The organism is Erythrobacter sp. JB3-1 (assembly GCF_057364995.1).
Map to the genome: position 1 here is coordinate 1,545,229 of NZ_CP200289.1, position 21,946 is coordinate 1,567,174.

Consider the following 21,946-nt stretch of genomic DNA (forward strand, 5'->3'; position numbering starts at 1 on the left):
CGCCTCTCATTAATATGCGTAAACCCCAGCGATTCAGCCAAGCGAAAGGGCATATCGCTTAAACATCCGCTTGAATCGGGGGGCCTCAGAGCCTTATAACTATGTTTACTGCGCCGCCACCGGGCGGCGCGTATTGGGATGCTAGAGATATTTATGCGCAAACACCTCAGCAAATTTGCCGCTGGAGCAGCACTTTCAGCGATCGCGTTTGGCGGCGCCTCCGCGCAGCAGGCCGAGCCTGCTGACCTGCTTGCCGATGCGCAGGCTGAACCAGCCGCTGAAACGCAGACGGCCCCTCAAGCGCAGGAGCAATCCGGCAGCTTTGACGAGGCTTTTCCGAGCAGTGTTTCTGCGCCGCTCGTGCAAGGCGACCTTGATCCCACGCCAAAGCCAAACATTCAGGCCTGGTCGACCGAAAACGCCGCCGCTCTGATCGCGGTGATCGAAGGCATCGCCAGCGAAGGGCTCGATCCGGCGGATTATGACCTGCAGGCATTGAAGGTCTCGCAGGCCTCCGGCCCCTCGGCAGAGCTCGATATGCTGGCCTCGAAGAACTTCCGCTGGTTGGTGGAGGACATGCGCGATGGCCGCACGCCAATGGATGCGCGCAAGCAATGGTTTGTGGTTGATCCAGACCGCGACACTTATCGCACCGCAGACCTGCTGGAAAAGGCGGTTCAAACCGGTGATATTGCTGACACTTTGGCGGACCTCGCACCGACTCATCCCGATTACGCGCGGCTGAAAAACGAACTGGCCAAGACACCGGCGAGCGAACCGGCAAAGCGTAAGCTGATCCGCGCCAATATGGACCGCTGGCGCTGGCTCGCCCGCGATCTGGGCACCATGTATTTGATCACCAATGTGCCGGAATATCAGCTGCGCCTGACGGTGAATGACAAGATCATCAAAACCTATCGCACCGTCGTGGGCAAGCCGGGCCGCACCGCGACCCCGCAGCTCGCTGAAATGGTCGAAGGCGTGGTGTTCAACCCGACCTGGACCGTGCCGCAGAGCATCGTGAAGGGCGAAGGGCTGGGCAATAAAGTGCTCAACAATCCCGCCTGGGCGCGGCGCAATGGCTATAAAGCGACCAAGAATTCCAACGGTTGGATCACCGTGGTTCAGCAGCCCGGGCCGGGCAATTCGCTGGGCCGGATGAAGCTGGAAATGCCAAACCGGCATGCGATCTTCTTCCACGATACACCGTCGCGGCACCTGTTTAAGAACGCTAATCGAGCGCTCAGCCATGGCTGTATCCGCACGGAAAACGCGCTCGAAGTGGCCATGCTGGTCACCATCCTTGGCAAAGGCGCGACCAAAGAAGAGGCGGTGCAGATTTCTACTTCGGGCAAATACACCAAGGTGAAGAACAAGCGCGAACTGCCCGCCTACATCACCTATTTCACAATGGCGTCTGACATTAATGGCGACATGACGACCTTCCAGGACATCTATGGCCGGGACAAGCCGGTGCTGGCGAGCTTGGACAAGCCGCGCGTCGACAACCGCACCGATTTGATCGACGATGAGGTTATTGTGATTGAGGACGACCCGCGCGTTGGGGGTTGATGTTAAACTCTAGGACCAGCGGCTTATCAATCGAGCTGAGATCACCGCACGGCGGTAGAGCAGGCCTGAGGGTATAGCATAGGCGATTATCATCGCAAAAATTTCCCACTCTTGTTGATCACTGAACAAGCCTCCTAAACCAGTTAGGAAGTAGGCTGCGGCAACGCTGGCTAGAAATGCTGCTCCAATCGCAATTGCGAAACCTGACTTAGTTGCGATCCGTTCGCCGAGTAAACTAGCGATAGGCATGCCAATCGCACCGATGTAAATCGCGCAGAACATGAAGGCTATTCCAGAACCGAACAGCCAAATGACGAGGAATGTCCCAATTGCTCCTAGCGCAGTCCAAGGAGCTGGCTCAGAACTGAAAAGCCAAGGGTTAACGATAACATAGAGTGCAACAAAACCCGATCCGACCGCCGCTGAAAAGAGACTGGCTGGCAGTATCCCGCTGAGCGTTGATCCAATATTGAGCTCAAGCTCAGCATGGCTCGGCCGATAAGGCACTGTCTTAGAACGACCCCGGAGCGTAGCGCTGAACATCGCTTGGGCGCTCGGGTTGCAGCGGTTCGTACTGCGGGCGCTGCGCGATGCTGCCATCCTCGTTCAGGCCTAGGCTGTCGGCGAACAGCAAGCGCCCGCCAGACAGGTTGAGCAGGGCAATGCGAAACTGCTCCTCGCCCAGCGCAAAGCAGCCATTGGAGCGGCCCAGCCGGCCCCAGCGATCAATATGCGACGGTTCGGCATATTTGGCGCGGTGCATCACGATATAGCGGCGCAGGGCGGCATCATTGGTTGGGTCGAGGCCCCCAAGGCGCACCGATGTGCCATAGCGCCCGACATACCATTCCCACGTCACATAGGCGCCGCGGCTGGTCGCGTTGGAGCCTTCGACATTGGAATAATTGTTGAGCCAGCCGTCATGCTCTGGATCAGAGCCGGTGCCGTGGCTGACGTGATAGCTTTGCACTTCTTGGCGGTCCAAATTGACGAAGTGAAACCGCCTCTGCGCCGAGTGCACGCCGAAATCGGCAATGCCCACGATATCGCGCTTCCAGATCGCCGCGCCTGCCCGGTTCAGCTCGCGCTGGGCAATGTCGAACAACTTGCGGTCGCGCGCAGAGCCTTTGATCGGCTGCGCTGCGAGGGTCGCTGGCAAAGCAGGAGCAGCCAAAGCCGCGCCTGCGACTAGGCCAGTTTTGAGAAGATCGCGCCGTTTCATCATGCTCAAACTAATAGCCTAAACCTAACGTTCCCGTGAACAAAAAACGTATTAGCCCTGCGCTTGTGTTTGCGTGACCGAGGTTTCGCGCGGCGGGGCGGCGTTGTGCTCGGCAAAGGCCTTCATTCCCAGCGCCATGATCCCCGGCATGCATTCTTTTACAACCGAGCCAATATCGGCGATCGCGGCGAGTTTCGGGCTGCCTTCCGCCATCATCTTGGCCACCGCCGGGCCGGTCGGGTGCAGGCGGCTGCGCGCGTTAAATGCATTGGTCTTTTCATTTTGCGAGAGCAGCCCGGTGCTGCGCAAATTGGAGAGAAACGCGGCTGGATAGGCGCTCGGCGTGTCGGTGAGCGGCGCGGGCGGGGTCAGCGCGTTCTTCTCGTCATCCGTGCCAAAATTCGCCTCAAGAAAGGCGGCGAGTGATGCGCTGTAAGGCACGAATGGGGCCTGCGCCAATTGCAGGGTGATCGTATCGCCATCGAAGAACGGGCGCTGATTGTTGCGCGCGTCAAACGGCACAGCCGACGCGGTGCAATCGATGAACATGGTCCTTGCGGGCACATCCACGCTTTCGCTCGCAAAGTGCATTTTGCCCGGTTCAATCCGCGTCACGCGGCCTTGACGATAGACTTGGCTGATCTCGCGCAGCATCTCGATCTCGCCTTCAGAGATCACCGCAAAGTGGAACATTTCCGGTTTGGTCTCTGGATCAATCCGCAGCATCAGGCCTTCTTCGCCCAGTTTCGCGAACATCTCATCGCCGCTTTCCGACGCGGCGGCAGCGCGCATTTGCCGCCGTTGGAAATCAACCAAGCGGTCAAGGTGATGCTCGGCAGGTTGCAGGAACTTGCGATTGAACATCCAGCCGCCGCGCGGGCGCACCCAGCCGATCCGATCCGCTGCAATGCCCGCCTCCAGCAGCCAGACGGCGGTGTCCATCGCGGTCTTACCCGCGCCCAGGATCACGAAATGCTCTGGCAGATTGTCCGCATCCTTCCAAAGGCCGGGCAGCGCGCCGGGAATGGTGAAGGGCGTGCCATCTGCGATTTCATAGGCGGGCTTATGCGTGGAGGGGACGGAGGTCTGGAAATAGGTGCCATCGACCAGTTTGCGCCGGACATTCACCTGCTGGGTCTCACCCGACAAAATACCTTTGACTGTATGGCCCTCATGATACTCGCTGAGCGGCAGATAGGTGACTCGCCCGCTCGGCAGGAAACGCTCGTTCATCGGCTGCTCGTAATAGGCGAGGATCTCCGCATGTTTGGCGAGCGGATACATGCCCGCATTGTGGCCGTGAGTATCAACCCGGTTGGTGCACAGCTCCATCGAATTGACGCCATAGGTCGCCGATGGCTGGTGCAGGGTCACAAAGGAATAAGCATCGTTCCAGTGCCCGCCGGGCTTGGCATGCTTATCGACGATGGTGATGTGGCAATCGGGATCTTCGTCGAGCAATGTATCGGTAAAGGCCATCCCCACTGCGCCAGCGCCAATGACGAGATAATCGGTTTCAATGTCGGCCATGGCTCTGGTATCCTTGCGCTGTGAGCTATTGGGAATGGGTGGAGGCTTTTGCTGTGTCATGCAAGGCCATGCGAGCGGGGAGTGAGCGAATGAGCATAAGGAGAGGCGCGATTTTTGCCTTGATTTCAGGGGGCTTGCTGCTCAGTGGCTGTGTTGCTTCGGCTGATGGAGCCGCACTTGAAGTTGCTGAGGCGGCTGCCGCACCGACAGCGACGCCCGACCCGCTCCAGGCCAAGATCCCGACCATCCCCCCACCGCCGGTGATGCCAGATTTGATCTCGCGAAAACTGGTGCGCAGCAATTTTGCTGAAGCGCCCAAGAGGTTGGTTGTTGAAACAGATGAAGTGCCTGCTGTGTCAACGCGCATACTCAACCGGGAGAGCGCCGAACGCCTCTTCGACAATTCCGGGCTTACCTTGCAGTGGATCAGCTGGGACGAGCGGGGCCGCGTTTGGATTGCAATTGACGAACAGGGCGTATGGTGGCTGGCCGGTAGGCAAAATGGCGAGGGCGGTTCAGGCCTGAAGCTCGACGGGTACATTTCCGAAATCGGCTCGGATTATTTCCTGTTTGAAGGAGAGATCACCATTGCTGGCGCGCCGGATGCTGAGCGGTTTTGTGATCAAAACAAGCAATGGCGTTTTGGCATTACGCAAAACCGCAAATATTGGCGTCTGCGCGAATTTGAATGGTGCGACCGGCTGACCGATTACATCGATATCTATTTTTGAGGCGGGCTGAGCGCGCGTTACTGCGCGCTCATGACCATCTTGTCATCGGCGATTTCGACCGTGCCAATCTTGGAGAGGTAGGATTGGCCGAGCAGCGAAATGCCCAGCCCCTCTGGAATAATCACGGCGGGGATATTGCGCCGCATCATGCCGCCAATCTCAACTTCGTTGAGGCGCGTGGGAACGCCGTAAACCGCACCGCTCGCGCCTGCGCCAATATGGCGGATCTCGCTCTCGTCCCATTGCAGGCCAGCCGCCAGCGCATCATCTGCGGTCAGTGCGATTACGCTTGCCCCGGTGTCGACCAACATGCGGATATCCGCGCCATCGACATAGGCGGAGGCGTAGAAATGCCCATCTGACCCTCGCTCAAGCACATGCTCACCCGCAGACCACGCGGCGTTGGATTGCGACTGCCCGGCAGAATTGCTGCTAAAGCGTGAAGCGGACGCGCTCGTCTCGCTCTCGGCTGCACCCTCATCAGCAGAGGGCACAGCGAGATAAGCAAAGCCGAAGACGGCAAGCGCAAAGACAATAAAACGTTCCATCATCGCGCAGCTTAGCCGGGCGAAATTAAGTCTCTCTAAAGAGCGGCGCGGTGCGCAGAAGCCTGCGCGTTTTCATCTGCCATCGCCAGCATGGACCGGGCGTGCCGGGCGCCAACCTCCGCCTGATCATCGCCGTACCCGCCGCCCAGCGCGCTGGCGATAGGCAGCCTCCGCGACCGCGCCTCACGCACGACATAGCGGTCTCGCATGGTCAGCCCCTCGTCCGACAGCGCGAGCCGCCCGAGCTTATCCTCACAATGGGGATCAACGCCGGCCTGATAGAGCACAAAATCGGGCGCGAATTCGGCGAAGACCCGCGGCAGATGCAGCGTTAGTGCCTCCATATAGCCTTCATCATCCAGACCGTCAGGCAGCGGCACATCGAGGTTAGAGCGGGCCTTTCGCACTGGGAAATTCTTCTCCGCATGCAGCGAGAGCGTGAAGATATCATCGCGCAGTGCGGTGAGGCTGGCGGTGCCGTCGCCCTGATGCACGTCGAGATCGACGATCAAAATGCGCGCCGCGTCTCCTTCTGCGATCAAGCGGTTGGAAGCGACGGCCAGATCGTTGAACACGCAGTACCCCGCGCCGGTGTTCTCCAGCGCATGGTGACTGCCAGCGGCGCTGTTTGCCGCGTAGCCATGCTCCATCGCCAGCTTCGCCGCGAGCCATGTGCCGCCATTGGTGTGGGCGACGCGGCTGGCGATGTGCGGGGTGACGGGAAAGCCAATGCGGCGTTCCTTTTCGCGCGGGACGCTGGCGGTGAAAACCTCCTCGACATAGGCCGGGTCATGCACCGCCTCGAGCCACTCTCGCGGGATTGGTAAAGGCGCATGCTCGGTGATTGCCGCGCCGCTCGAACGCAAAGCTTCCATGACGAGGTAATACTTGTCGAACTTAAAGGTCCCGCGCTCTGGGCGAGGGGCCATGTAATCAGCGTGATGAACAACGTGGAGCACGGGTGACTACGGTTTAGTCATTTTCCATATTGAAGAAAGCACGGTGATCTTCTGAGTCTTCAAACGAGATTCCGCGAGCAGAGGCGGAGATGAAAAACTCGGTCAGACTTGGGGCTAATACCCGCCGGAAATCTTCGTCAGGTCCGATCACAATGATTTGACCGATATGCCCGCCCTCGGTTGGAGCGAGATCGAGGGCATAAGCATTGCCTCCGCCATCTTGTGCGAATGGGATCCACGCTGGGTGCGTGTACTGTTTAAGTACGGGATCGCCGTCACGGACCGTGACTGATCCATCAAAATCGAGTGCCAGTTCTTCTGGTGTCGATCCGGCTCTGATTTCCGCCCAGCCATCCCAATTTTTCTTTGCTTGCTGGAGCGACAGGAATTCGTAGTTCCCGAACAGGTTCCCGACATACTCGCCCTCACCCAGTGGAACTGGCAGTTCGACAATATTGGGTGCCTCGGGCGCGCGATAGGTTACTTTGAAAGGCGATTTTTGTCCGTTTGCGAAGCGGTAAAGCTCGCGGGCTTCCGTGGGCAATTTATAGCCAATATGCTGCTCGAACGAAGCAATTTCGGCGTTTGATGCTGGCGTGTTCAGTTGTTCGCGGATGCGGATTTTTTGTGCCTCAAACGCGTCGAGCCATGCATCAAGCGCTGCAATCACCGGGGGTTCGCTTCCGTCCGTTTGGATTTCTCTATGCTCTGTTTCGGGCGATGCCGGAGAGCCGAAGGCTGAGAGAATAGCCGCAATTAGGCCTTTAATCATTGTGTTAGTTCCGCCTCTTGCTGAGGAGCGTTGGTAGAAGGAGCACTGCGCGCAGGCGATGCTTGATACCCATCAAGCTCGCCATAAATCTCATCTTCGCTGCGGCTTGCTGAGTTGCGCCAGGTGGTTGCTGTGTCCGCGTTGAGCAGCTCGCCTTCTGCCGTCACGATCAGCACATTGGGCGTGCCGGGCAGGTCGCTGATGCCGAAGCGCTGAGCAATCTCTAGATTATGCCCGTCGCCCGATTGCGGCATGCCGACATTGATGAACACCAGCTCGTATTTCTCATCCACCAGCTTGGCGAGACGCTCGGTTTGAAGCCATCCGGCGAGCGCGCGGCTGTCGTGGCACCAGTTTGCGCCCATCACCAGCATCACGAGCTTGCCGTTTGCCGCTGCGCGCTCAAAGGCGGCATCGACATCGGCGCTTACGCTCTGCGAGACGTCATAGGCCTTGGCCTCGGGATAGTCGTGCGCCGCGGCCCCGGACAGCGTGCCTGCCGCCATGACGCCGCCGGTCGCCAGCAGGCCTCCGGCCAATCCCCCAAATAACTGCTTGATCACTCAGCCGCCTCGGCTGCGTGCGGATCAAAGGCGGTGGCTTCCCCGGCCTCGATCTTTGCTGCCTTTTCCTCGACCAACCTGACGATGTGTTCAAGCGTGTCTTCATCATCAATCGCATGCGCTTTCACGCCGGAGAGATAGACCATATGCTTGCCATTGCCGCCGCCGGTGAGGCCAATATCGGTTTCGCGCGCTTCGCCCGGACCGTTGACGACGCAGCCGAGCACAGACAGCGACATTGGCGTTTTGATGTGCTCCAGCCGCTTTTCTAGCGTTTCAACTGTGCGGATCACGTCAAAGCCCTGGCGTGAGCGGCTGGGGCAGGACACGACGCGAACGCCGCGTGTGCGCAGGCCCAGTGATTTGAGCATTTCATAGCCGACTTTGACTTCTTCCTCCGGCTCCGCCGAGAGCGACACGCGGATCGTGTCGCCGATCCCAGCCCAAAGGAGCGAACCCATGCCGATTGAGGATTTAACCGTGCCGCCGATCAGGCCGCCAGCCTCTGTAATGCCGAGGTGCAGCGGGCAATCGACGGTTTCTGCAAGGCCATGATAGGCGGCGACCGCTAGAAACACGTCGCTGGCTTTCACCGCGACCTTAAATTCGTGAAAATCGTGATCCTGCAGCAGCTTGATATGATCAAGCGCGCTTTCGATCAGCGCTTCTGGACAGGGTTCACCGTATTTTTCGAGCAGGTGCTTCTCAAGACTGCCAGCGTTCACGCCAATGCGGATCGCGCAGCCATTGGCCTTCGCCGCGCGGACAACTTCGCCCACGCGCTCGCTGCTGCCGATATTGCCGGGGTTGATGCGCAGACAGGCGGCGCCCCCGTCAGCGGCCTCAAGCGCGCGCTTGTAGTGAAAATGAATGTCGGCGACGATGGGGATGCGCGCGGCCTTGGTGATCTTGCTAAAGGCGGCGGTGGCTTCTTCGGTTGGGCAGGACACCCGGATGATATCCGCGCCCACTTCTTCGCAGCGGCGGATCTGATCGAGCGTCGCGACCGCATCTTCGGTGGGGGTGTTGGTCATGGTCTGCACGGTGATCGGCGCATCGCCGCCCACAGGCACATCGCCAACCATGATTTGGCGGCATTGCCGCCGTTCGATATCGCGCCAGGGCCGTATTGAAGACATAAGCCCTAATATAGGCGCGTTGATGGTCAGGGGCAATGACGCAGGCGCGGGTTGACGAAGGGCGCGCATACAAAAACGGCGGCCAGCTTATCGCTGACCGCCGCCAAAATGTTGTGAGATTGCGCGGTTACCAGCGGATCAATGGCGGAACCACAATCCGGCTAATGACGGCAGCGATTGCCACTGGCGCAACATGCCACAGGCCGAGGTGCGATACCGTGTCGAGCGGGCAGGTAATGCCATAGGCAACAGTACCAAGCGCGCCCGATGCGATCCCAACCAGCCAAGCAGAGCGCTCGATTGAAACCGGTGCGCTGCGCCGTAGCCAAAGAACCGAGGCGGTTGCGACCAAGGCCGATGCGGCTAGCGATGCGCGAGTGCACATCAGGGCAACTGGATCGTTCAATCCTTCATGCACATGGCTTGCCTCGCCAGTGAACAGCGCGATGATCGCCGCAATCGGCAGCACGCCGACCATGGCAGCTGACCAGCCTGGTGCGTTCTCACGCTGACCAACGCGCGGAGATCCGCCCATGACAAGAGCCAAAGCGCTGGCCACGCCAAGCAGCAGAACCAGGCCATTGGTGACCCAGAAGAACGAGGAGGCCTGGCCTTCGAAGATGCCGAACCAAAAGTCGAACACGGCGACTGACACGCCGAATGCAACCAGTGTAGCAAACCCAACCAGCAATAAGCCGCTTTGAGCGGTAATCCGGCGGACCGGTTCCAGATCGTCAGCCAGTCCTGCAATAATATTTTCGCGTGATGTGTTCATCTTAATCAGCTTTCTCAACCAGCGCGGCAAGCTTCTTCAAGCCGCGATGTATATTCACTTTGACCAGACTTTCGCTCTGGCCTGTTCTTTGGGCGGCTTCGCGGATCGAAAGCCCCTCGATTTTGACCAATTCAATGGCCTCTGCCTGGCTATCGTTGAGGTGGCTAAACAGCCGCTCAAGGCTAACCCGGGCCAGGGTCACTTCTTCTTCGCTATCTTGCACCGCATCGTCATCTTCGATCTCTTTGCTCTCGTGCTTGTACACTTTGCGCAAATGATCGACCCAGCGATAGCGAGCAATCGCGGCCAGCCAGGGCATAAACGGACGGGTGGGATCGTAGGTCGCCCGTTTATGATGGATCGCCAGCAGCACGTCCTGCACCAGATCATCGAGCTGGGACGGGGGCACGCGCCTGCGAAAATATCTCTCGAGCCACATTCCCGCCTCTGACAAGAGCACATTATAGGCGGCCTTATCGCCGTCTTGTGCCGATGCCATGAGGCGGGCGAGGGTGGCTTCGTCAGCAATCACGGACCCCGGCTCCCGTTACTGACCGCGCGCTTTGGCGATCAGAGCGTCGAGCGAAAAGAAACCGCCGCCGCGTGAGATAAGGGCCAGAGCCAGTGCAATGATCGTAACAGCCCAGCCAAAAAAGTGATCAGAGGTTGGGAAGACGAACAACTGAATGACAATTGCCATGCCCATCAGAGCGAGCGCAGAGAACCGTGTGAACAGCCCTAGCAACAGCAGGATTGGGAACAGAAACTCGGCATAAGTTGCCATTGGCACTGCTATGTCGGTCGGCAAAGGAAGGCCTGAAAATTCATTCTCAAAGATGAAGTATTGCACTTCACTGATCTGAAGCCAGGTGCCTTCCTCGACCTTAGTTTTGTATGATCGCCAGAATACTCCAGCGAGCGCGATGCGGGTGAAGAGCAGCGCAAGCCCTTCGAAAAACCGGCCAGATAGCAGTCCGACCAATCGGTCGTATAAAGAGATTACGCTGCTCATATATTCCTCCTAGAGTTCGGCGCGCCGATCAGCGCTTAACCGGCTTCAGCGAACCTTTGCCTTTTGGTGTGCTGATCTTAACGCAGCTGCCTTTGTCGACATAAGTCCATGCGTTGCCTTGGTAGTCACGGGTCGATGTGCCTGCACAGCTGGTGCCTGGACCAGCGGCGCAATCATTCTTGCCTGCTTTTGAAACTCCGTAGCACTTCTCTTTTGCACCTTGCGCAGCAACTGGCGTGCTTGCAAGTCCGGCTGCGATACCGGCGGTCATGGCGAGGCCGGCGAAGGTAGCGATTGACTTAGCGTTCATGATGTTTCTCCAAAATTTAAAATCACTGTGTTGGTCCAGCTTAATGCCGGAACTGACCATGAGTTCGCAGGCCTCGAAGGATTGGTTACAGCCACGAGTTTTTTTGTGATTTTTAGGTGTGACAAATGTTTGTTTGCGCCGAGCTGTAACGCGCGGACCCTTACGCGCGAACACTCCCCATGAAGCAAGCATGACAGCGCAGCGCAAAATCACGCTGCTCAATGATGTTTCACAAACTGGCGAAGAAGCGTTCACACCTAGCATGAGCGTTTTTATTGCCAAGCGGCCTGGTGCACCTGCACGTCTGCCCATTAATCGACCCTTCAAATGGACGAGCAATGTGGGCGTACCGGGCCGCTAAATTTCTGCTATGGCTGGAAAAGATATGCAAACCCCACAAGACACAATCGCCCCTTTTGGTGGCTTCGGCCTGGGTCTCAGGCGCACGCATTACGAAGACTTCCTCGAGCGGGGGGACGGGCCGGATGTGCCGGTCGACTTTGTCGAGGTGATCTCGGAAAACTACATGATCGAAGGCGGGCGGCGGCTGCGCATTCTAGAGGCGGTGCGTGAAAAGCACCCTGTGATCATCCACGGTGTGTCGATGTCGATCGGCTCAGCCGGCGGATTGGATGCGGAGTATCTCGATAAGCTCAAAGTGTTGGAGAGCCGGATCGATCCTCTATGGGTCTCTGACCATCTGTGCTGGACCCGCACCAGCGCGCATAACAGCCATGATTTGCTGCCTCTGCCGCTCACCGGCGAAGCGCTGGATGCGGTGTGCGCCAATATTGACCGCGCGCAGGATCACCTCGGGCGGCCAATGCTGTTTGAAAATCCCTCCAGCTATCTCACATTCCCCGAAGACGAGCTGACCGAATGGGAATTCCTGTCGGAAATGGCGCGGCGCACCGGCTGCTATCTGCTGCTCGATGTGAACAATATCTACGTCAGCAGCCAAAACCACGGCTTTAGCGCGGATGACTATCTTGCTGGCCTGCCATTGGACCGCGTTCGCCAGATTCATTTGGCCGGGCACGATCCAGCGACCGAGCAACGCGACATCATTATCGACACGCATGACCGCGCAGTGTGCGATGAGGTGTGGGCGCTTTATGCCAAGGCCTTGCGCATGCTGCCCCGACCGGTCGCGACCATGATTGAGCGGGATGACAATATCCCGCCTCTGGGTGAGCTGCTGGCAGAGCTGGAGCGCGCGCGCGGGCTCGCCGATGACGTGCGCGAGCCTGTCCCCGCATGAGCGCCGCCGATCTCGCGTCGCAGCAAGCCGCCTTTATGGCGCAGGTGCTTGATGAAAACGCGCCTCTGCCAGCGGGCTGGGGCAATTCGCAGGCGGCCGGAATGCAGGTTTATCGCGGCAATTACCGCTCCGCCTTGATGGACGCGCTGGGCGATACGTTTGAGCGGGTGAAGCAATATGTCGGCGATGCGCCTTTTGCTCAGGTCGCGGCGCACCACGCGATTGCTAATCCCCCGGCCAGCTGGACAATTGATGATGCGGGGGCGGGCTTTGATGAGAGCTGCGCTCAGCTGTTCGGCAACAATCCCGAAGTGGCTGAGCTCGCTTGGCTGGAATGGACCATGCTGGGTCTGGCGACTGCGCCGGATGTTCAGCCGCTCGATGGCGCGGGCTTTGGCGCGGCCACGGCGGAGTTTGGCGATGAAGACTGGGGCGCGATGAAGCTGGTGCTAGCCCCGCGGGCCGCCGCGCGCGAGGTCGCGCATGATCTCACTGCGATCTGGACCAGTCTGGGCGAGGGCGGCGCCGAGCTGGGCGAATTTACGCTGGAGAGCCCGGGGGGATGCCTGGTGTGGCGCGAAGGCGAACAGCCGGTGTTTATCATGGTCGAGGCCGAGCAATCGCGCGCATTCCGCGCAGTCCAAAGCGGGGCAAGTTACGGCGAGATCTGCATGCTGCTGGCGGGCGACAATGCGGGTGAGCAAGACATCGCCGATGCGGCGATGCGCGCTGGCGCAATGCTGGGCGGTTGGCTGAATGATGGGCTAATCATTGGGCTCGCCTAACCCGGTCTTGGCGTTCGCCGACTTGACTTCGAGCGCCGCTGCTTCAGTCTCTCACTCAAAGGGAGAGACCATGCTTAGCGAAACCTCGATTGAACTGCGCAGCGCCAAGGCGAGCCTGACCATGCGGCTGGTCAAATGGATCATGTCGCGCAAAACCCCGGTTTTTCCGCATGATGCAGACGATTTTGCCGCTTACATGGCCTCGCGCAAGCCGCCCAAAGATGCGCCAATGCCGCCTAAGTTTGAGCAGCAATTTCGCGTCGAGCATTGGGAGGCGGAAGGCCAAAAGCTCGTCACTCTGCACCCCAAATCCGGTCCAGCGGACTGGCATATGCTCTATTTCCACGGCGGGGGATTTATCCTGCCGATGTTCAAGGAACATTGGCCGCTCGCCGCAGAGCTGGTCGGCCAGGCGGGCATCAGCATCACTTTGCCGATGTATGAGGTCGTGCCGGAAAGCCACTATTCGCGCGCTGATAGGCTAGCGGATGCGGCGTTCGCTAAGCTGGCCGAAACGCATGATCCGCAGCGCATCGTGATCTGCGGCGACAGCGCAGGTGGTCATATGGCGCTCAGCCTTGCGCTTAGGCTGGCGAAGGCAGGCGGACCGCAGGCTGGCAAGCTCGCTTTGTTCGCGCCGTGGCTCGATATGACCATGGCCGATCCGGCGATGCAGGCGGTGGAGCCGCATGACATCATGCTGAAAATCGGCACTTTGCGCAGCTGCGGCGCGATGTTCGCTGATGAGCGCGATCCAACCAGCGCGGAATGCAGCCCGCTATACACTGCGCCAGAGGCGCTGGCGCAATTGCCGCCGACGCGCATTTTCACGGGGCGGCACGATCTGTTCATCATCGACAGCCGCACTTTCACGCATAAGCTGCGCGATGCGGGCGTTGATACAAAGCTCTATGAATATGAGGGCGCGCCGCATGTCTTCATGGCGGTCACGCCAACGCGTGAGGCTAAGGACGTGTTCGCTTTGGTCCGGCAGTTTTTGGCCGAGGCTTAGTGCAGCTCCGGCGCGGGATCAGCCGCTGAAGCTCTCGCCCACCATCTGCTCGCTCAGCGCCCACAGGCGGTCCGCATTGCCCTTGTCGAGGGCATAGCTGCGCACGCCGCCTTTGGTGGATTGGTCGTCAATCTCCGCGATGTGGCAATCCTCGCAATAAAGCCCGCCTTTGCCATCCAGTTCCGGCGTGGTTGCGGCCCAGGTTTGCGTTGCTGCGCCTTGGGGAATGCTCTTGAAGGCGAAGTCGGGATCGCTGCTGGTCACTCGCTCGATTAGCGCTTGCTCCTGCTCTTTGCTTAAATGCCGGCTAAGATTGGTGTTGATCCCGCCCGGATGCACGGCAAGGGCGTGAACCCCGCGCTCAGCAAAGCGGTCTTCCAGACCCACGGTGAACAGCACATTGGCGGTCTTGGATTGGCCGTAGCTTAGCCATTCATTGTAATCGCGGCTTTCAAAATTGGGATCGTCCAGATCAACCGGGCCGATGTGATGGCCGCGGCTGGACAGATTGACGATGCGCTTGTTCGCGCCTGCCTCAACCAGCGGCATCAGGCCTTTGGTTAGCAGGAAATGGCCCAAGTGATTGGTGCCAAATTGCCGCTCAAACCCGTCGGCTGTCGCTTCCTTGGGGCAGGCCATGACGCCTGCATTGTTGATCAGCAGATCAATCTTGGCAAAGCGCTCATTTGCCTCTGCGCTGCAGGCGCGTACGCTGTCCAGCGAGCCGAGATCGCAAATGATCGTCTCCGGCTGAGCGCCGGGCGTTTCCGCTGCAATGCTTTGCTTAGCTTCGTCGAGCTTCGACTGATTGCGTCCGGCCAGCACAATATGCGCGCCCTTGGCCGCCATCGCCCGCGCGGTCTCTCGGCCCAGACCCGAATTGGCGCCGGTGATGAACACGGTTTTGCCCGATAGATCTACGCCGGACAGCACTTCGTCCGTGGTCGATTGCGCGCCAAATTCGCTCATGTCCGATCTATCCCTTCGTCACATACAAGAGGGGCGCGGTAACATAGCCACCGCGCCCCGTCATGTGCATAGCCGCTCAATCAAGCGACTATTGGGAGAGTTTACTTGTCGAATTGCTCCAGCTTCTTGGCGGCCCATTCGCGCCCACCAAGACCGAAGGCCAGCGATGCAGCGACTGCGCCGCCGATCACCAATGCGCCAAAGGCCATTTCAACGATCTCATTCCCGACACCCATGAAGCGCAGGCCCATGAAGGTGAAGAGCAGCATAGCGGCATAGCGGATCACAGTGCCCGCTGTCTCGCTGCCACCGGTGCTGCCAACCAGCTTGCCGATCAGATTAGCGATCATGAAGCCAGCGGCGATCACGATGCCGCCAAACACGACCTTGCCGCCGAGCGCGAGCACTTCGCTGAGGATTTCATTCACCTCTGGGAAGTTCAGGAGGCGGGTCGCCATGATGGCCACGAACAGCATGATGGCAACTTGCGCAACGCGGGCGATAACCGCGCTGGCGCTGGTGCCTTCTGGCAGCAGGCCAATCGCTGCAACCGGACGATCAATGCCCAGTCCTGACAACACTTCGGACAGGATGCCGACAACAAACTTGCTGATCATAAAGCCAATGCCGAGCAAGATGCAGGCGCCAAGAATGTTCGGAATAGCGCTCAGGAACATCGCCAGCATATCAGTGGCCGGGCCAGAGATCGATTGAATGTCGAGCACGCCAAGAGCGCCGATAACAACCGGGATGGCGATCAATGCATAGATGATCGTCCCCAGCGTCTTGCTGATCGCATTGTTGCCGGTGACCTCGTCGACGCCGCCTTTGTTGGCCCACTTGTCGAGGTTGAGAGTTTGCATCGCAGTGATCGCAATATCGCGAACAATACCCGCAATCATCAGGCCGATGAACAGCAGCAAGCCAGCGCCGACCAAGTTCGGGATATAGCCCATAACAGTGTTCAGCAGTTCGTTGATTGGGCCTGCGACCCCATCTAGCTCAAGCACTTGCAAGATGCCGAGCAGGCCGAACAGCCAGATCAGCAAAGAGACAATTTTGCCGAGCGAAGCGCCGATGCTTTCGCCGCTGCCGGAGGTGCGCTGAAAGATGCCGACTTTGTCGATGAGCGCCGCGAAAGCCCATTTGGCCGCTTTTGCGAGCAGCCATGTGACGACCAAAATTGCAACTGCGAAAGCTGCTTTTTCAAGCAGCTCCATCGCAAGTGCTTGGTCAAATTGATAATTGCCAATTTGCATAAGAAATCCCCTAGTTTGCTGGCGCAAGACTATAGGTTCCTGCGCCATACGAACAGGGATGAAATGTAAACTCTCGTTACGCGGGGCCTGCCATTTCGCTCTGGTCTAATCAAATCAGCGGGTTATGGTTCAGCCATGGAAAACATGCTCACACGATCCGCTTTTGGTCTGCTTTCAGCGATGTTGCTGGCGGGCTCCCTTCATACGCCGGCTGCGGCGCAGGACCCGAACGAGCCGCGCTGGTCGCTGGCGATCCATGGCGGGGCGGGGACGCTTGATCCAGAGCGGATCACGCCAGAGTTGCGCGCTGAGTATGAGGCGGCGCTGCAAAACGCACTCGATCGCGGCACGCAGATTTTGAAAGACGGCGGCAGCGCGGTGGATGCGGTGAAGGCGGCGATTGTTCCGCTAGAGGATAATCCGCTGTTCAACGCTGGCCGCGGTGCGGTGTTCACCTGGGAGGGTGAGAACGAGCTCGATGCCTCGATCATGGCCGGGGACGACCGCAGCGCAGGCGCGGTCACCGGCGTCAAAGCGATCAAGAACCCAATTCTGCTCGCCGATAAAGTGCGCACGGACAGCCGCCATGTGTTCCTGAGCGGAGCGGGCGCGGAGAAATTCGCAGGTGACAAAGGGCTGGAGACGGCGGGACCGGAATGGTTCGCGACAGAGCATCGCCGTGAGGCTTTGGTGCGGATGAAAGCGCGTGAGCTTTCGGCGATTGATGTTGATCACAAATTCGGCACGGTCGGCGCAGTGGCGCTCGATCTATCGGGCAATTTGGCCGCAGGGACCTCGACCGGCGGGATGACTGGCAAGCGGTGGGGCCGGATCGGGGACTCTCCTATGATTGGCGCGGGCAATTATGCCGACAACCGCTCCTGCGCAGTCTCGGCCACGGGCTCAGGCGAGTATTTCATCCGGGTCGGCGTGGCGAAAGAGATATGCTCGCGGCTCCGTTTCCGCTTCCGCAAGGAAATCGACGCGGCGCAAGCGACCGTGCCGGTCGATGCCGAAGGCAACCCGACCTACATCGTTCATGCCTCTGAATTTATGTTCGACGAGGCGATCGTGCAGGAAGAAGCCGATGCGGTGATGGCCGAGGTCAAGGATTTGGGTGGGAGCGGCGGCGTGATTCTGGTGACGCCGGATGGCTATGCGCTCTACAGCTTCAACACCACCGGCATGTACCGGGGCAGGGCGACCAGCGACGGCGTGAATGAAGTGGCGATCTTTGCGGGTGAATAGCGCTCGGTCGCAAACGCCCTAGCCGCGCGCAAAATTGACCAGCACTTTGCCTACCTCTGCCAGCAATGCTTCGGCGGCTGGCTCTATCTTCTGGTGCGTGTCCGCTGCGCGGAAATATGCGGCGAAGACTATTGGCGCTCTGCCCGGCGGCTCGGCAAAGCCAATATCGACATACAGGCTGTTCATGCCTGACCAAAACGATGTGCCGGTCTTGTCGCCAGAGGGCCAACTCTCTGGCAAGCCCGCTCGTACGCGATTGAGCCCGGTCTGGGTCTCTGCCATCCGGCTGCGCAATTGCCCGCGTTCCTGCGGCGGCAGGACATCGCCATAAATCAGTTTGGCCACGGTCCTGGCCATGGCAAGCGGGGTTGAGCTGTCGCGGACCTCGCCCGCTGGCGCGAGATTGAGTGCGGGCTCGATCCGGTCCAGACGGCTGACATCATCGCCAATTTCGCGCCAAAACTGGTTGAGCGCCTCTGGTCCGCCAAGTTCTCTGAGCAATACGTTAGCCGCGGTGTTGTCGGAGGTAATCTGCGTCGCCTTTGCGAGTTCGCGCAGGCTCGCCCCTTGCTTAAGGCGCGGTGTGGTGAAGGGCGCGTAGGATAGCAGCTCCTCTTCGCTCCAGCGCACGACCCGGTCGGCGTCGATGGCGCCAGAGGCATGGCGAGTCAGCACCAGCGCGGCGAGCGAGGTCTTGAAGGACGAGCAATGGCCAAACCGCATGGAGCCATTATGGCTGATCGACTGGCCAGTTTCAGTATCGATGATGGCCGCGCCCAATGCGCCGCCTGCGCTTGCCGCCTCAAGAATACGCAGACGGGCCGAAAGCCGCCCGAGCGCGCTTTGATCAATCGGCACGCAGGCCGCCGCCGCGCTTGCCAGCATTCCGGATAGGACCGCGCGCCGCTGTGCCTTGGGCATTCTCTTAGGATCGCCGAGTTTGCTCATGCGAACTTGTTCTGTTTGCGTTTGCCAAAGCGCATATCGTTTTCTAGCTTCGCCCTCAGCTGCGCATAAAACGCCTCTAGGAAAGCCTGCTCATCACCGGCGCCCGGATCCCATCCGATTTTGCCGCAAATGGTCGCGTGGACCGCTGAAATCGCCTCGCCGCGCCCATCGCGCAGCACCCGTTCCAGCGTCTGCAATTCATGCTCGCCGTAGACCGACAGCTCTTCATCGCCGAATTCATAGCGCGCGCCGGTAACGCCGCTTTCTCCGCGCGCGGCGCCTTGCGTGGAAAGTGCCTCGGCCAGCTTCGTGCGCGGAGCCTCGACCACCCAAGTGCCAGCGATCACATCGCCAGCGCGCAAAGCGTCTTTGTTGAAGAATGGAAAGGCCATGAACACCATGAACCAGGCTAGCCCGGCTAGCCCAGCATTGCCCATATCGCCAGATGGGGCGAAGATCAGGAAGACGAGCGGCATGAACAGCTCAATATCGCGTAGCAGGTTGCGCGCGAGCACGGCCTCCGCGGTAAGGCGTCCGCCATCGCGCGCGGCGATCCGTATCCCGGTCGCGCGCTTGCCTAAGGTCGCCCCGCGCGGGCCAAGCTCAAAGGCCAGGAAATAGCCATAGCGAGCGAGGAACAGGATCAGGATGAAGACGATGACGATGAATTCTCCAGCGCCAGAGACGCTCTCTTCCATCTCGCTCGTTACTTCTTCGAAGAGGCCTCCTGCAATCCAGCCCATCAGCAGGATGAAGATTGTCAGCCCGACATAAAGCAGCACGAAATCGAGCACCAATGCGCCCACCCGCGACCCGCGTGATGCCACCACGATCGGCACAGTGATGCCCTCTGGCGTGACCAGAGTGCGCTGCCTCTTGTTGACATATTCGTAGCTGCCGGCCGCCGCGCTCATGCGGTGTCCTCAATATTCTTGGGCCGATAGGCAAAGAAATAGGCCAGCCACAGCGCCAGCATCGTCCCGCCGATCAAGAAGCGGTCTTCCATTCCGCCGACCAATTGGCGCGGGAACGCCTCTAGGATCGCGGCGACCACCATCATCAGCACCACGCCTGCCATCACAGCGGCGCCGCGCCGCCCGCTTTCCGCCGCTGCGGTGAGGACCGAGCGTTGGCCGGGAAACGCCATGGAGCGCCCGATGTGCAAACCCGCCGCGCCAGACAGCAGGATCGCAAACAGCTCTGTGGTGCCGTGAACGCTGAGCCATGCGGCGAATTCCACTGATAGCCCTTGGCCCGCAAACAGCCACATCATCGCGCCCAGCACCGCCATATTGTGCACCAGCAGCATCAGCGATGGGATGCCAAAGGCAAAGCCAAGCGCGAAGGCCAGGATTGCGACCCCGGCATTGTTGCTGAACAGGCTGGCGGCGAACACGGATAGGCCGCTCGCATCCTGCTCCACCGCGAGCGATTCTTGCAAAACCTCGCGGCTCGCGCCCGGCACGCGGGTGTCTAGGAATTGGGTGGGCACTAGGCGGAAATACCATTCGCGGTCTTGTACTACGAGCAGCCAGCCAACCACTGTGCCTGCGACCATCACCGCCAAGGCGATGCAGATCTCTAGCCAGATCTCGCGCACTGCGCGGCTCCACCCGCCAAACAGGAAGGAACGTAGCCAGCCGCCAAATCCTTGGCGCGGGCCGTAAACCTGAAACCAGGCGCGCTGCACCAGGCTTTCAAGATATTGCAAAGTCGCCGCATCGAGCGAGGTCTCGCGCGCGACGGAGAGGCTGGAGGCCGCTGTGCGGTAGAGGGTGGGCAGGGCGAGCAAATCCTCATCGCTGACGCGCCGCAATCCGCCGCGCTCCATGCGTTTCAGAATCTCCTCAAGCCGCCGCCAATCGCCCTCGCGCTCTAGGCGGAAACGGTCGGAACGCAGTGCAGCGCTCTCAATATCGGCGGGCGCTTCAATCTGGGTTTTGCCAAACCAACTGGAAATAACAGGGGCCTTCATCCGATCGCCTCGCTGTTCTTGATCATGAAATAACGGTCAATCAGCTGATAGCCGATCTGATCCCAAGGGGCCTCGATCACATCGACCCCCATGCGGCGCAGCCGCTGCAGCACAACGCGGCGCTGGTTGGCGAGGGTGTCGGCGGTGACGCTGCGCGCAAGCACGGCGATGTCTGACGGCTCCTCGGCGATGAATTCCTCCAGCTCGCTATCCGCGATGGTGACGAACAGTACGAGATGTTTGTCGACGAGCCTGCCAAGGCTTTCGATCATCAATTCCGCTGCGGTTGGATCGGTGAAATCGGAAAACAGGATAATCAGAGAGCGGCGCTGAAGCTTGGCGGTCAGGGTTGCGAGCGCGAGCGTAAAGTTCGGCTCTGTGCTGGTGTAATCGAGCGAGGCGGCTGCGCTTTGCAAGCGGTGGAATGCGCGGGCATCGCCAACGAAGGGCGTCATCACTTGCGGGCGCTGGTCAAAGCCGAACAGCGACACGCGGTCTCCGCTTTTGAGCGCGACATAGGATGCGGTGAGGGCGGCGGATACGGCCCGGTCAATACGCGGCATGCCGTCCACTGGCTCGCACATCGCCTGTCCGCAATCGAAGGCGAAGACGATCTGATTGTTGCGCTCGCTTTCATTTTCGCGGGCGTAAAGCTTGGTGTGGCGGGCGCTGGCTTTCCAGTCGATCCGGCGGCGGTCCATGCCGGGCTCATATTCTGACAAAGCCTCAAATTGCGTGCCTTCGCCGCGAATGCGCCGTGCGATCAGGCCGGTCTGGGCATCGCGCAGAAAGGTCTGAAGCTCGCGGCTGCGCACGGGCGAGAGGTCGGGCCAAATCCTGAGCTCGGTGTTCAGCTCGCGGCTTTGCTGGCGCGCGCCTAGGCCCAGCGGTCCGGCCCAGCGCAGCCATGCACGCGGAACCTTAGCGGTGCCGCGCCGCTCCGGCTTGGTCTGATAGGTGCCGGCGTAGTAGTCCTCTGTCGAATGCGGGATGAGGCTTAGTTCTGCGCGGCCGCCGCCGCCAAGGCGCGGGTCAAATTCCAGCGCGCCTTCGACCCGCGAAATCTGCCCGCCGGTAAATTCGGCCAGCATGGTGAGCGCGGCAGGTTGGCCCACCTCGGCATCGCGCGGGGCGCGAACGTCCCACTCGCCAGCGCGCCCGGCGAGGCCTGCGTCGAGCACGATCAGCAGCAATAAAGCAACCGCTGCCGCCGGAGCCGCGATCCAAGTGCCCGGCGCCATCGCTGCGATCACCAGAGCGACGGGCGCGAAACCAGCCGCCAGCCATGCGGCGCGCTCTGTCGGCACGATTGGCAGGCTGGGTATATTGGCCAGTTTGGGCAAAGCGAGAGCCATA

24 protein-coding genes are annotated in these 21,946 nt (G+C 59.7%); 6 read left to right on the top strand and 18 right to left on the bottom strand.

Annotated features, from left to right (window positions below; translation table 11 throughout):
* The first annotated feature begins 153 nt into the window (after positions 1 to 153).
* On the top strand, positions 154 to 1,572 hold the full coding sequence (locus AC0V6M_RS07360; protein WP_486138171.1) for a L,D-transpeptidase family protein: 1,419 nt from the start codon (positions 154 to 156) through the stop codon (positions 1,570 to 1,572).
* 9 nt (positions 1,573 to 1,581) lie between these two features.
* Here AC0V6M_RS07360 and AC0V6M_RS07365 read toward each other — a convergent pair whose 3' ends face one another.
* From AC0V6M_RS07365 to AC0V6M_RS07375, 3 genes are read right to left on the bottom strand one after another with little or no spacing between them, the layout of a single operon-like run.
* A complete protein-coding gene (locus tag AC0V6M_RS07365) occupies positions 1,582 to 2,115 on the bottom strand; it encodes a hypothetical protein (protein ID WP_486138172.1) in 534 nt (177 codons plus the stop codon).
* A complete protein-coding gene (locus tag AC0V6M_RS07370; RefSeq protein WP_486138173.1) occupies positions 2,084 to 2,797 on the bottom strand; it encodes a murein L,D-transpeptidase catalytic domain-containing protein in 714 nt (237 codons plus the stop codon). The genes AC0V6M_RS07365 and AC0V6M_RS07370 overlap by 32 nt, the downstream gene beginning before the upstream one ends.
* Positions 2,798 to 2,845: 48 nt before the next feature.
* Positions 2,846 to 4,324 carry an NAD(P)-binding protein gene (locus AC0V6M_RS07375; protein ID WP_486138174.1) on the bottom strand — a complete coding sequence of 493 codons (1,479 nt, stop codon included), beginning with the start codon at positions 4,322 to 4,324 and terminating at the stop codon, positions 2,846 to 2,848.
* Positions 4,325 to 4,413: 89 nt separating this feature from the next.
* Between AC0V6M_RS07375 and AC0V6M_RS07380 the strand changes: the two genes are divergently transcribed.
* The gene (locus tag AC0V6M_RS07380) at positions 4,414 to 5,055 is read left to right on the top strand and encodes a hypothetical protein (RefSeq protein WP_486138175.1); all 642 of its coding nucleotides are present in this window, start codon (positions 4,414 to 4,416) and stop codon (positions 5,053 to 5,055) included.
* A gap of 17 nt (positions 5,056 to 5,072) precedes the next feature.
* Here AC0V6M_RS07380 and AC0V6M_RS07385 read toward each other — a convergent pair whose 3' ends face one another.
* The 9 genes from AC0V6M_RS07385 to AC0V6M_RS07425 all read right to left on the bottom strand — a co-directional run bounded on the left by AC0V6M_RS07385 (position 5,073) and on the right by AC0V6M_RS07425 (position 11,133).
* The gene (locus AC0V6M_RS07385; RefSeq protein ID WP_486138176.1) at positions 5,073 to 5,606 is read right to left on the bottom strand and encodes a retropepsin-like aspartic protease family protein; all 534 of its coding nucleotides are present in this window, start codon (positions 5,604 to 5,606) and stop codon (positions 5,073 to 5,075) included.
* Positions 5,607 to 5,638: 32 nt separating this feature from the next.
* Entirely contained in the window at positions 5,639 to 6,532 is an 894-nt protein-coding gene (locus AC0V6M_RS07390) for a histone deacetylase family protein (RefSeq protein ID WP_486138177.1), read from the bottom strand.
* A gap of 43 nt (positions 6,533 to 6,575) precedes the next feature.
* The gene (locus AC0V6M_RS07395; RefSeq protein WP_486138178.1) at positions 6,576 to 7,334 is read right to left on the bottom strand and encodes an SMI1/KNR4 family protein; all 759 of its coding nucleotides are present in this window, start codon (positions 7,332 to 7,334) and stop codon (positions 6,576 to 6,578) included.
* Complete coding sequence (locus AC0V6M_RS07400; protein ID WP_486138179.1) at positions 7,331 to 7,897, bottom strand: thioredoxin family protein; 567 nt, start codon at positions 7,895 to 7,897, stop codon at positions 7,331 to 7,333. The genes AC0V6M_RS07395 and AC0V6M_RS07400 overlap by 4 nt, the downstream gene beginning before the upstream one ends.
* Positions 7,894 to 9,036, bottom strand: coding sequence for a flavodoxin-dependent (E)-4-hydroxy-3-methylbut-2-enyl-diphosphate synthase (ispG, locus tag AC0V6M_RS07405; protein WP_486138180.1), 1,143 nt, complete (start codon positions 9,034 to 9,036; stop codon positions 7,894 to 7,896). Before ispG ends, AC0V6M_RS07400 begins: the two co-directional genes overlap by 4 nt.
* A gap of 127 nt (positions 9,037 to 9,163) precedes the next feature.
* On the bottom strand, positions 9,164 to 9,811 hold the full coding sequence (locus AC0V6M_RS07410; protein ID WP_486138181.1) for a DUF1109 domain-containing protein: 648 nt from the start codon (positions 9,809 to 9,811) through the stop codon (positions 9,164 to 9,166).
* Position 9,812: 1 nt separating this feature from the next.
* Positions 9,813 to 10,343, bottom strand: a complete 531-nt coding sequence (locus AC0V6M_RS07415) for a sigma-70 family RNA polymerase sigma factor (RefSeq protein ID WP_486138182.1) — start codon at positions 10,341 to 10,343, stop codon at positions 9,813 to 9,815.
* 15 nt (positions 10,344 to 10,358) lie between these two features.
* Complete coding sequence (locus AC0V6M_RS07420) at positions 10,359 to 10,823, bottom strand: DoxX family protein (RefSeq protein WP_486138183.1); 465 nt, start codon at positions 10,821 to 10,823, stop codon at positions 10,359 to 10,361.
* A 28-nt stretch (positions 10,824 to 10,851) separates the two neighbouring features.
* Positions 10,852 to 11,133 (bottom strand): BufA1 family periplasmic bufferin-type metallophore, encoded by a 282-nt coding sequence (locus AC0V6M_RS07425; RefSeq protein WP_472639753.1) that lies wholly within the window; start codon positions 11,131 to 11,133, stop codon positions 10,852 to 10,854.
* 385 nt (positions 11,134 to 11,518) lie between these two features.
* Between AC0V6M_RS07425 and bufB the strand changes: the two genes are divergently transcribed.
* From bufB to AC0V6M_RS07440, 3 genes are all read left to right on the top strand, one after another.
* Positions 11,519 to 12,394, top strand: a complete 876-nt coding sequence (gene bufB, locus AC0V6M_RS07430) for an MNIO family bufferin maturase (RefSeq protein ID WP_486138184.1) — start codon at positions 11,519 to 11,521, stop codon at positions 12,392 to 12,394.
* Entirely contained in the window at positions 12,391 to 13,179 is a 789-nt protein-coding gene (locus AC0V6M_RS07435) for an HvfC/BufC family peptide modification chaperone (RefSeq protein ID WP_486138185.1), read from the top strand. The genes bufB and AC0V6M_RS07435 overlap by 4 nt, the downstream gene beginning before the upstream one ends.
* A gap of 70 nt (positions 13,180 to 13,249) precedes the next feature.
* Positions 13,250 to 14,191, top strand: a complete 942-nt coding sequence (locus tag AC0V6M_RS07440) for an alpha/beta hydrolase fold domain-containing protein (protein WP_486138186.1) — start codon at positions 13,250 to 13,252, stop codon at positions 14,189 to 14,191.
* 18 nt (positions 14,192 to 14,209) lie between these two features.
* Here AC0V6M_RS07440 and AC0V6M_RS07445 read toward each other — a convergent pair whose 3' ends face one another.
* Positions 14,210 to 15,160 (bottom strand): SDR family NAD(P)-dependent oxidoreductase, encoded by a 951-nt coding sequence (locus AC0V6M_RS07445; protein WP_486138187.1) that lies wholly within the window; start codon positions 15,158 to 15,160, stop codon positions 14,210 to 14,212.
* Between the two features lie 101 nt (positions 15,161 to 15,261).
* Positions 15,262 to 16,419 (bottom strand): mechanosensitive ion channel, encoded by a 1,158-nt coding sequence (locus tag AC0V6M_RS07450; protein WP_486138188.1) that lies wholly within the window; start codon positions 16,417 to 16,419, stop codon positions 15,262 to 15,264.
* A 135-nt stretch (positions 16,420 to 16,554) separates the two neighbouring features.
* Between AC0V6M_RS07450 and AC0V6M_RS07455 the strand changes: the two genes are divergently transcribed.
* Entirely contained in the window at positions 16,555 to 17,667 is a 1,113-nt protein-coding gene (locus AC0V6M_RS07455) for an isoaspartyl peptidase/L-asparaginase family protein (protein WP_486138189.1), read from the top strand.
* 18 nt (positions 17,668 to 17,685) lie between these two features.
* On the opposite strand, the gene bla is transcribed toward AC0V6M_RS07455, so the two are convergent.
* The 4 genes from bla to AC0V6M_RS07475 are packed head-to-tail and all read right to left on the bottom strand — an operon-like array spanning position 17,686 to position 21,945.
* Positions 17,686 to 18,615 (bottom strand): class A beta-lactamase, encoded by a 930-nt coding sequence (bla, locus tag AC0V6M_RS07460; protein WP_486138190.1) that lies wholly within the window; start codon positions 18,613 to 18,615, stop codon positions 17,686 to 17,688.
* The gene (locus AC0V6M_RS07465) at positions 18,612 to 19,529 is read right to left on the bottom strand and encodes an RDD family protein (protein ID WP_486138191.1); all 918 of its coding nucleotides are present in this window, start codon (positions 19,527 to 19,529) and stop codon (positions 18,612 to 18,614) included. Before AC0V6M_RS07465 ends, bla begins: the two co-directional genes overlap by 4 nt.
* Positions 19,526 to 20,590, bottom strand: a complete 1,065-nt coding sequence (locus AC0V6M_RS07470) for a stage II sporulation protein M (protein ID WP_486138192.1) — start codon at positions 20,588 to 20,590, stop codon at positions 19,526 to 19,528. The genes AC0V6M_RS07465 and AC0V6M_RS07470 overlap by 4 nt, the downstream gene beginning before the upstream one ends.
* Complete coding sequence (locus AC0V6M_RS07475; RefSeq protein ID WP_486138193.1) at positions 20,587 to 21,945, bottom strand: DUF58 domain-containing protein; 1,359 nt, start codon at positions 21,943 to 21,945, stop codon at positions 20,587 to 20,589. The genes AC0V6M_RS07470 and AC0V6M_RS07475 overlap by 4 nt, the downstream gene beginning before the upstream one ends.
* Position 21,946: the final 1 nt, after the last annotated feature.

Excerpts from the sequence above, each read along its gene's own strand:
- AC0V6M_RS07360 (WP_486138171.1), top strand. The coding sequence starts at position 154 with ATGCGCAAACACCTCAGCAAATTTGCCGCTGGAGCAGCACTTTCAGCG.
- AC0V6M_RS07365 (WP_486138172.1), bottom strand. The coding sequence starts at position 2,115 with ATGTTCAGCGCTACGCTCCGGGGTCGTTCTAAGACAGTGCCTTATCGG.
- AC0V6M_RS07370 (WP_486138173.1), bottom strand. The coding sequence starts at position 2,797 with ATGATGAAACGGCGCGATCTTCTCAAAACTGGCCTAGTCGCAGGCGCG.
- AC0V6M_RS07375 (WP_486138174.1), bottom strand. The coding sequence starts at position 4,324 with ATGGCCGACATTGAAACCGATTATCTCGTCATTGGCGCTGGCGCAGTG.
- AC0V6M_RS07380 (WP_486138175.1), top strand. The coding sequence starts at position 4,414 with ATGAGCATAAGGAGAGGCGCGATTTTTGCCTTGATTTCAGGGGGCTTG.
- AC0V6M_RS07385 (WP_486138176.1), bottom strand. The coding sequence starts at position 5,606 with ATGATGGAACGTTTTATTGTCTTTGCGCTTGCCGTCTTCGGCTTTGCT.
- AC0V6M_RS07390 (WP_486138177.1), bottom strand. The coding sequence starts at position 6,532 with ATGGCCCCTCGCCCAGAGCGCGGGACCTTTAAGTTCGACAAGTATTAC.
- AC0V6M_RS07395 (WP_486138178.1), bottom strand. The coding sequence starts at position 7,334 with ATGATTAAAGGCCTAATTGCGGCTATTCTCTCAGCCTTCGGCTCTCCG.
- ispG (WP_486138180.1), bottom strand. The coding sequence starts at position 9,036 with ATGTCTTCAATACGGCCCTGGCGCGATATCGAACGGCGGCAATGCCGC.
- AC0V6M_RS07410 (WP_486138181.1), bottom strand. The coding sequence starts at position 9,811 with ATGAACACATCACGCGAAAATATTATTGCAGGACTGGCTGACGATCTG.
- AC0V6M_RS07420 (WP_486138183.1), bottom strand. The coding sequence starts at position 10,823 with ATGAGCAGCGTAATCTCTTTATACGACCGATTGGTCGGACTGCTATCT.
- AC0V6M_RS07425 (WP_472639753.1), bottom strand. The coding sequence starts at position 11,133 with ATGAACGCTAAGTCAATCGCTACCTTCGCCGGCCTCGCCATGACCGCC.
- bufB (WP_486138184.1), top strand. The coding sequence starts at position 11,519 with ATGCAAACCCCACAAGACACAATCGCCCCTTTTGGTGGCTTCGGCCTG.
- AC0V6M_RS07435 (WP_486138185.1), top strand. The coding sequence starts at position 12,391 with ATGAGCGCCGCCGATCTCGCGTCGCAGCAAGCCGCCTTTATGGCGCAG.
- AC0V6M_RS07440 (WP_486138186.1), top strand. The coding sequence starts at position 13,250 with ATGCTTAGCGAAACCTCGATTGAACTGCGCAGCGCCAAGGCGAGCCTG.
- AC0V6M_RS07445 (WP_486138187.1), bottom strand. The coding sequence starts at position 15,160 with ATGAGCGAATTTGGCGCGCAATCGACCACGGACGAAGTGCTGTCCGGC.
- AC0V6M_RS07450 (WP_486138188.1), bottom strand. The coding sequence starts at position 16,419 with ATGCAAATTGGCAATTATCAATTTGACCAAGCACTTGCGATGGAGCTG.
- AC0V6M_RS07455 (WP_486138189.1), top strand. The coding sequence starts at position 16,555 with ATGGAAAACATGCTCACACGATCCGCTTTTGGTCTGCTTTCAGCGATG.
- bla (WP_486138190.1), bottom strand. The coding sequence starts at position 18,615 with ATGAGCAAACTCGGCGATCCTAAGAGAATGCCCAAGGCACAGCGGCGC.
- AC0V6M_RS07465 (WP_486138191.1), bottom strand. The coding sequence starts at position 19,529 with ATGAGCGCGGCGGCCGGCAGCTACGAATATGTCAACAAGAGGCAGCGC.
- AC0V6M_RS07470 (WP_486138192.1), bottom strand. The coding sequence starts at position 20,590 with ATGAAGGCCCCTGTTATTTCCAGTTGGTTTGGCAAAACCCAGATTGAA.
- AC0V6M_RS07475 (WP_486138193.1), bottom strand. The coding sequence starts at position 21,945 with ATGGCTCTCGCTTTGCCCAAACTGGCCAATATACCCAGCCTGCCAATC.